Genomic DNA, 7,929 nt, shown 5'->3' with positions numbered 1-7,929 from the left:
GGGGCCGGGGCCGCGGCGGGCGCCTCGGCCGCGGGCGCCGCCTCGGGCCCGGCGGGCGCGCCGCCGGCCACGTCCACGGCGATGATGGAGGTGCCCACGTCGACCGTGGTGCCCTCCGGGAAGTGCAGGGCACGCACCACCCCGTCGTACGGGATGGGCAGCTCCACGGCCGCCTTGGCGGTCTCGACCTCGCAGACGACCTGGCCGTCGGTGACCGTGTCACCCGGCTGGACGTACCACTTGAGGATCTCGGCCTCGGTGAGGCCCTCGCCCACGTCGGGCATCTTGAACTCGCGCACGGAGGTGCTCATGTTCCGGTCCCTCCTCAGTACGCGAACGCGCGGTCGACGGCGTCGAGCACACGGTCCAGGCTGGGCAGGTACTCCTCCTCCAGCCGGGCCGGCGGGTACGGGGCGTGGTAGCCGCCGACCCGCAGCACGGGGGCCTCCAGGTGGTAGAAGCACCGCTCCGTGATCCGGGCGGCGATCTCCGCGCCGGAGCCGAAGAAGACCGGGGCCTCGTGGACGACGACCAGGCGGCCGGTGCGCTCCACCGAGGCCTGGACGGCGTCGAAGTCGAGCGGGGAGACGGACCGCAGGTCGAGCACCTCCAGCGAACGCCCCTCCTCGGCGGCCACGTCGGCGACCTCCTGGCAGAGCTTCACCATCGGGCCGTACGCGGCGAGCGTCAGGTCGGTGCCCTGACGGACGACCTGGGCCTTGTGCAGCGGGCCGGGAATGGCCTCGGTGTCGACCTCGCCCTTGTCCCAGTAGCGGCGCTTGGGCTCGAAGAAGATGACCGGGTCGTCGCTCTCGATCGCCTGCTGCATCATCCAGTAGGCGTCCGACGCGTTCGCCGGCGTCACGATCTTCAGGCCCGCGACGTGCGCGAACAGGGCCTCGGGCGACTCGCTGTGGTGCTCGACCGCGCCGATGCCGCCGCCGTAGGGGATGCGGATGACGACCGGCAGCTTGATCTTGCCCAGCGAGCGGGCGTGCATCTTGGCGAGCTGGGTGACGATCTGGTCGTACGCGGGGAAGACGAAGCCGTCGAACTGGATCTCCACGACGGGCCGGTAGCCGCGCAGCGCCATGCCGATGGCGGTGCCGACGATGCCGGACTCGGCGAGCGGGGTGTCGATGACCCGCTCCTCGCCGAAGTCCTTCTGCAGGCCGTCGGTCACCCGGAAGACGCCGCCGAGCTTGCCGACGTCCTCGCCCATGACGACGACCTTGGGGTCGGTCTCCAGGGCCTTGCGCAGGGATTCGTTGATCGCCTTGGCGATCGCCAGGTTCTTCACCGACTCGCGCGCCTTCACGGATTCCACAGCCATGGTCAGACCCCCTCACCGTCGGAGAACGACGCCTGGTAGGCGGCGAACTGGGCACGCTCCTCGTCGACGAGCGCGTGCCCGTCGGCGTAGGTGTGCTCGAACATCGCGAACTTGTCCGGCTCGGGCATCGCCCGCACCGCTTCGCGCACCCGCCTGCCCAACGCTTCGCTCTCCGTCTCGAGTTCCTCGAAGAACCCCTCGTCCGTGTCGGTCTCGGCGAGGAGGTACGCGCGCAGGCGCGCGATCGGGTCCTTCGCCTCCCAGGCCGCCCGCTCCTCGTCACCGCGGTAGCGGGTCGGGTCGTCGGAGGTGGTGTGGGCGCCCATGCGGTAGGTGAACGCCTCGACCAGGGTCGGGCCCTCGCCGCGCCGGGCCCGCTCCAGGGCCTGCTTGGTCACCGCGAGGCAGGCCAGCACGTCGTTGCCGTCGACGCGGACGCCGGGGAAGCCGTAGCCCTGGGCGCGCTGGTAGAGCGGCACCCGGGTCTGGCGGTGGGTCGGCTCGGAGATCGCCCACTGGTTGTTCTGGCAGAAGAACACCACCGGCGCGTTGTAGACGGCCGAGAAGGTGAAGGCCTCCGCCACGTCGCCCTGGCTGGAGGCGCCGTCGCCGAAGTAGGCGATGACCGCGCTCTCCGCGCCGTCCTTGGCGACGCCCATGGCGTAGCCGGTGGCGTGCAGCGCCTGCGAGCCGATGACGATCGTGTACAGGTGGAAGTTGTTGCTGTTGGGGTCCCAGCCGCCGTGGTTCACGCCGCGGAACATGCCCAGGAGGTTGGTCGGGTCGACCCCGCGGCACCAGGCGACGCCGTGCTCGCGGTAGGTCGGGAAGACGTAGTCGTCGTCGCGCAGCGCCCGGCCGGAGCCGATCTGCGCGGCTTCCTGGCCGAGCAGCGAGGCCCACAGGCCCAGCTCGCCCTGACGCTGGAGGGCGGTGGCCTCGGCGTCGAAGCGCCGGGTCAGCACCATGTCGCGGTACAGGCCGCGCAGCTCGTCCGGGGTGATGTCGGCGACGTACGCGTCGTACTCCGGGCTGCTCACCCGCCGGCCCTCGGGAGTCAGCAGCTGTACCAGCTCCGGCTCCGCCGTGGCGGTGTCTGCGCCCTTGGCGGCCTTCTTCGCCGCCGTGCGGCCACGGGACGCCCCGGCCTTGCCTGAGGCGGCGCTGCGTCGCTGGGTGCGCGCGGCAGTGCTCTCCACGGTCACGTTGCTCCTCCGTCGTCCGGTACCCGGGGTTGCCGGGTGACCTGGGGATGCCCCCCTCGTCCTTTGGGACGCGGGGGAACGACTCGCCTGGCCCCGACAGCGCGCACGGGGTGGGTGCCCTCGGCCGGGAGCAGGCGTGACAGTGTCCCGGCGAGCGCCCTGCGAGAAATCACGTTACCCGCGGTTCCGCAATTTCGTGAAACCACGCCTGACCTGCGATTTTGATTGGATTTCCAAGTAAAAGAACTCGGAAGTCCGAACAAGTCGCGAAGGGTCGGAAGAACCGCTGGTGGCGGCCCTGGAACGGCCCGCAGGTGGCCGGAACATCGCGCACCGTATAACGGACAGAGGTCTCATGGAAGACTCCGTACGGCTCTTCTTCTCCTCATGCGTGCCCGGCTTTCCCGGATCGCACGAATCTCCTCACGGGGAACGGCGAGGGGCGGAGGAGCACATGTGCTCCTCCGCCCCTTTTTTCTCGTACCGGCCGGTCAGGAACTCGTACCGGCGACCACGTCCCCGACGACGCCGCCGTCACCGGTCTCGCCGCCCTCGGTGGTGCCGGCGTTGCTGCCGCCCCCGTCGGTCTCGCCGCCCTCGGTGGTGCCCGTGGCGGTGGTGCCGTCCGTGGCGGTGCCGCCGTTCGTGGAGGAGGTGCCGCCGTTCGTGGAGGAGGTGCCGCCGTTGGTGGAGGAGGTGCCGCCGTCCGTGGTGCCGCCCTTGCCGCTGCCGCCGTCGGTCCCGCCGGTGGTGGGCGACTCGGCGTCCTCGGTGGGCTCGCCGGTGTAGTCGTCCGACGGCCAGTCGTCCCACTGGCCGCCGTTGCCGGTGTCCGCGGTCTCCTCCTCCTCGGGGCTCTCCTCGGCGGGGCTCTCGGACTCCTTCTCCGGTGCGGAGGTCTGCGAGACGCTCGGCTCCTTCTTCGGCCTCTTGCCGTCCGTCTGGTTCGCGTTGCTCATCGCCAGCGCGACGCCGGCCACGACGGCGATCACCGCCAGGGCGGCCATCAGCAGCAGCTTGCCCCGGCCGCTCCCGGAGCCTCCCGGACCGCCGGTGTAGGCGCCGTCGTCCCCGGGGTTGTACGAGGGGATCAACGGCTGGGGGATCTGCGTGGTCGACGAGCCCGCGCCGGAGCGTCCGGCGCCCATGCGGGTGTGCCCGCCCTGCGGCAGCATCGCCGTGGCCGCGGTGGCGCCGGCGCCGCCGCGGCCGCCGCCGCGCCCGCCGCCGTTGGCGAGGACCGGGCCGGTGTTCCAGGTGCCGGTGTGGCCGCCCTGCTCGTACAGCATCTCCAGGGCGTACTGGACCATCCCGCGCATCTCCTCGGCCGTCTGGAACCGGTCGTCCGGGTCCTTGGCGAGGGAGCGCATCACCAGGCCGTCGAGCTCCGGCGGCACCTGCGTGCCGGTCTCGGAGGGCGGCAGCGGGATGTCCTGGACGTGCTGGTAGACCACCGACAGCGGGGTCTCGCCCGTGAAGGGCGGACGCAGCGCCAGCAGCTCGTAGAGCAGACAGCCCGTGGCGTACAGGTCGGAGCGGTGGTCGACGGCCTTGCCGAGCGCCTGCTCCGGGGACAGGTACTGCGGGGTGCCCATCACCATGCCGGTCTGGGTCATGGTCGACTGCGCGCCGTGCAGGGCGCGCGCGATGCCGAAGTCCATGACCTTGACCGCGCCGTTGTGCGTGATGATCACGTTGGCCGGCTTGATGTCGCGGTGCACGATGCCGTGCTGGTGCGAGTAGGCCAGCGCCTCGAGGACGCCCGAGACGATGATCAGCGCCTGCTCCGGGCCCGGCGCCTCCGACTCGATCAGGAGCTCGCGGATGGTGCGGCCCTCGACCAGCTCCATCACGATGTACGGGACCGAGGAGCCGTCCGCCACGTCCTCGCCGGAGTCGTACACGGCGACGATCGCGTGGTGGTTGAGCCCGGCCACGGACTGGGCCTCGCGGGTGAAGCGCGCCTTGGACACCGGGTCCTCGGCGAGGTCCGCGCGCAGCAGCTTCACCGCCACGGTGCGCCCCAGGCGCACGTCCTCGGCCGCGAACACCTCGGCCATGCCGCCCCGCCCGAGTCTGCGGGTCAGCCGGTACCGTCCGTCGCCTACCAGTCCGCCGTTGCCCCAATTATCCGGCGCGTCAGACATGCCGCCGCCGGCCGCCTCGGGATCGGACGGGCCCTGAGCGGGATGCTGCTGTGCCATCAGTCCTCGCCGTCTTTCTGCCCGCGGTGCGCGCAGTGTTGTTGCGGTCTCCGTCAGCCACGCTACAGCCTTCCCGCACCCCTCCGTCCGGGGTCGGACCCGGGATCCGGTCGGGGAGGCACCCCGCCGACCCGCCCGGAGACGGACCGGTCATCAAACCCGGTGGCGGGCGTGACATGCAAATTCCCGGTAACCGGGAAGGAGATCCAGTAACGCTTCCGCGACGCTTCCTTCGCGTACGGTCACGGAACGGGCACCACGCTTGACGTGTCTGTGCCCTACGGCAGACTTGGCCGGGAAAGACGTGGTCGATCACGGTCGACACCCACCAGCGGGAGGGCCCTCGGCCACTGCCGCCGTGCCGGAGCCGATGGGGGACGCACACAGATGAGCCAGGACGGCGGCGCACAGAGCCACGGCCGGTACACGGGCCAGTCACTCGCCGGCGGGCGCTACCAGCTCCGCGACCTCCTCGGCCAGGGCGGCATGGCCTCCGTGCACCTCGCCTACGACACGGTCCTGGACCGTCAGGTCGCCATCAAGACCCTCCACACCGAACTCGGCCGTGAGCAGGCCTTCCGCGAGCGGTTCCGCCGCGAGGCACAGGCCGTCGCCAAGCTCGCCCACACCAACATCGTCTCCGTCTTCGACACCGGCGAGGACGTCCTCGGCGAGCTGACGACCCCCTACATCGTCATGGAGTACGTCGAGGGCCGCCCGCTCGGCTCGGTGCTCCAGACCGACATCGACCAGCAGGGCGCGATGCCCGCCGACCGGGCGCTGAAGATCACCGCCGACGTCCTGGCGGCCCTGGAGATCAGCCACGAGGAGGGCCTGGTCCACCGGGACATCAAGCCCGGCAACGTCATGGTCACCAAGCGTGGCGTGGTCAAGGTCATGGACTTCGGCATCGCCCGCGCCATGCAGTCCGGGGTCACCTCCATGACCCAGACCGGCATGGTGGTCGGCACCCCGCAGTACCTGTCGCCGGAGCAGGCGCTGGGCCGGGGCGTGGACGCCCGTTCCGACCTGTACTCGGTCGGCATCATGCTCTTCCAGCTGGTCACCGGCCGGCTGCCGTTCGACGCCGACTCCCCGCTCGCCATCGCCTACGCGCACGTCCAGGAGGAGCCCGTACCGCCCTCCTCGATCAACCGGTCGCTGCCCCCGGCGGTGGACGCGCTGATCGCCCGGGCGCTGCGGAAGAACCCGAACGAGCGCTTCCCCAGCGCCGTCGCCATGCGTGACGAGTGCCTGCGGGTGATGCAGTCGCTGCAGCAGGTCGCCCCCAGCATCGTCCCGGGCACCACCCCGCAGAGCGGCGCGGGCGTCGGCTCGGCGGTCTTCCCGCCGGTCGGACAGCAGACCCCGCCACCGGCGAACGTGCACACGCCCTACCAGCCGCCGGTGCCCACGCCCGGCCCGTACGGCACGCAGCCGCCGGCCTACGGCTACCCGCACTCCGGCGGCTACCAGCAGCCGCAGCACGGCTACTCCGCCCCGATGGCCACCGGCCCGGGGTACCCCACCGGCCCGCAGACCGGCGGTCCCGCCGCACCGGGCGGCCGGCCCGGTGACCGGGGCGGGAGGAACAAGGCCGTGCTCATCGGCGCCGTGGCCGCCGTGCTGGTGGCCGGCGGCGTGATCACCTCCCTGATGCTCCCGGACGACGAGAGGACGACCACCGGTGGCGGCGGGGGCTCCACGGCCTCCGCGTCCGCCGACCCGGCCGGCCAGTACAAGGGGCCGGAGAAGGGGAAGACGGTCGACCCCACGAAGTGCAGCGAACCGGAAGAGGCCTACGACGACGAGGACAAGATCGTCATACCCGACTTCCGGTACAAGTACTGGCCCTCCGTGCAGACCTGCCTCCAGGAGGGCCAGTGGATGTACGACGTCAAGGACGTCCCCGACGCCACCTGGGGCGACGACATGGTCGTCCGCCAGTTCCCGGCGCCGGGCACCGAGGTCGACGAGAACGACGTCGAGATCGAGCTGGAGATCTCCACCGGACGCCCCGAGTAGCGCCCCGGTATCCCGTCCGGCCCACCGTCCGCCAAAACGGGAACGGGCCCGGGCCGGCGCCTCGCGCGCCGGTCCGGGCCCGTTCCGTCTCGGTCGGGACGTGCGGGTCAGGACATCGGGACCACGGGCACCGGGGCCACGGGCACCGGCATCCCGGGCAGGGACATCACAAGCAGGGACATCACAGGCAGGGACATCACAGGTAGGGGCCGCCCGAGCGGCCCGTCGCGCGGGGGTCGTCACCCTCGGCGACGACTCCCGGCGGCAGGGCGCGGCGCATCTGCTCCAGCTGGGCCCGCGCGGCCATCTGCTGGGCGAACAACGTGGTCTGGATGCCGTGGAAGAGGCCCTCCAGCCAGCCGACCAGCTGCGCCTGGGCGATCCGGAGCTCCGCGTCGCTCGGCGTGCCCTCGTCGGTGAACGGGAGCGAGAGCCGCTCCAGCTCCTCGACGAGCTCCGGGGCCAGGCCGTCCTCCAGCTCCTTCACCGAGCTGGCGTGGATCTCCTTCAGACGCACCCGGCTCGCCTCGTCGAGAGGCGCGGCGCGCACCTCCTCCAGCAGCTGCTTGATCATGCTGCCGATCCGCATGACCTTCGCGGGCTGTTCCACCTGCTCGGTCAACGGGGTCTCGCGGGACTCGTCGTCCCCGCCGCCTCCGAGAGCCATACCGTCCTGGCCGACGACCAGAATCTGCGGGTTCTCGGGCGACCTTTCGTTCCTCGGCATCTCCATGCCGCCATTCTCTCGCACCTGTTGTCCCAGCACCGTCAATACCGTCCTTGCCAACGAGTCGGTCGATCCGCCGTCCGGATCTCCCGGGATGCCACGGTCCCGGCCGCGTGTGACGCTGAGCCTGTCGCTCTCGGGCTCCGCACCAGCAGGGGGGCACTCGGTATGGCCACCCACGGCCGACGGGCACTCACGGCCGCACTGCTCCTGCCCGGACTCCTCACTCCCATGCAGGCCGCCGCAACCGATTCCCCGGGCCCGGCCGCGGGTCCGGCCGCCGGTCCGGCCGCGCCGGCCGCCACGGCGCCCTCGCGGGCGGGCAGCGCGGTGGGCGAGGGCCATGAGCGGCCCGGCCGCACGGCGTCTCCCTCGCCGCCGGGACCGCCCACGACGGTGCCGCGGCCCGGCCCGCACGAGCCGGTGCCCGCGCCG

Annotated in this window: 6 protein-coding genes; 1 reads left to right on the top strand and 5 read right to left on the bottom strand. The window is 71.8% G+C overall.

Features of this window, described 5'->3' with window-relative positions:
- From A2U95_RS11140 to A2U95_RS11125, 4 genes are all read right to left on the bottom strand, one after another.
- Positions 1-311 (bottom strand): biotin/lipoyl-containing protein (locus A2U95_RS11140; protein ID WP_338104451.1); only part of this gene is annotated, 311 nt, incomplete at its 3' end.
- Between the two features lie 14 nt (positions 312-325).
- Positions 326-1,333, bottom strand: coding sequence for an alpha-ketoacid dehydrogenase subunit beta (locus A2U95_RS11135; RefSeq protein ID WP_166021978.1), 1,008 nt, complete (start codon positions 1,331-1,333; stop codon positions 326-328).
- Between the two features lie 2 nt (positions 1,334-1,335).
- Positions 1,336-2,538 (bottom strand): pyruvate dehydrogenase (acetyl-transferring) E1 component subunit alpha, encoded by a 1,203-nt coding sequence (gene pdhA, locus A2U95_RS11130; RefSeq protein WP_166021977.1) that lies wholly within the window; start codon positions 2,536-2,538, stop codon positions 1,336-1,338.
- 491 nt (positions 2,539-3,029) lie between these two features.
- Positions 3,030-4,742: a protein kinase domain-containing protein gene (locus tag A2U95_RS11125; protein WP_166021976.1), complete on the bottom strand. Its 1,713-nt coding sequence runs from the start codon at positions 4,740-4,742 to the stop codon at positions 3,030-3,032.
- 387 nt (positions 4,743-5,129) lie between these two features.
- On the opposite strand from A2U95_RS11125, the gene A2U95_RS11120 reads away from it, so the two are divergent.
- Positions 5,130-6,767 carry a protein kinase domain-containing protein gene (locus A2U95_RS11120; RefSeq protein WP_166021975.1) on the top strand — a complete coding sequence of 546 codons (1,638 nt, stop codon included), beginning with the start codon at positions 5,130-5,132 and terminating at the stop codon, positions 6,765-6,767.
- A 196-nt stretch (positions 6,768-6,963) separates the two neighbouring features.
- On the opposite strand, the gene A2U95_RS11115 is transcribed toward A2U95_RS11120, so the two are convergent.
- Complete coding sequence (locus A2U95_RS11115; RefSeq protein WP_166021974.1) at positions 6,964-7,500, bottom strand: bacterial proteasome activator family protein; 537 nt, start codon at positions 7,498-7,500, stop codon at positions 6,964-6,966.
- Between the last annotated feature and the right edge of the window lie 429 nt (positions 7,501-7,929).

The sequence above is a fragment of the Streptomyces chilikensis genome, assembly GCF_001642695.1.
Classification (GTDB): domain Bacteria; phylum Actinomycetota; class Actinomycetes; order Streptomycetales; family Streptomycetaceae; genus Streptomyces; species Streptomyces chilikensis.
The sequence above is the reverse complement of the archived record's forward strand: the minus strand, read 5'-3'. Positions and strand labels throughout refer to the sequence as shown.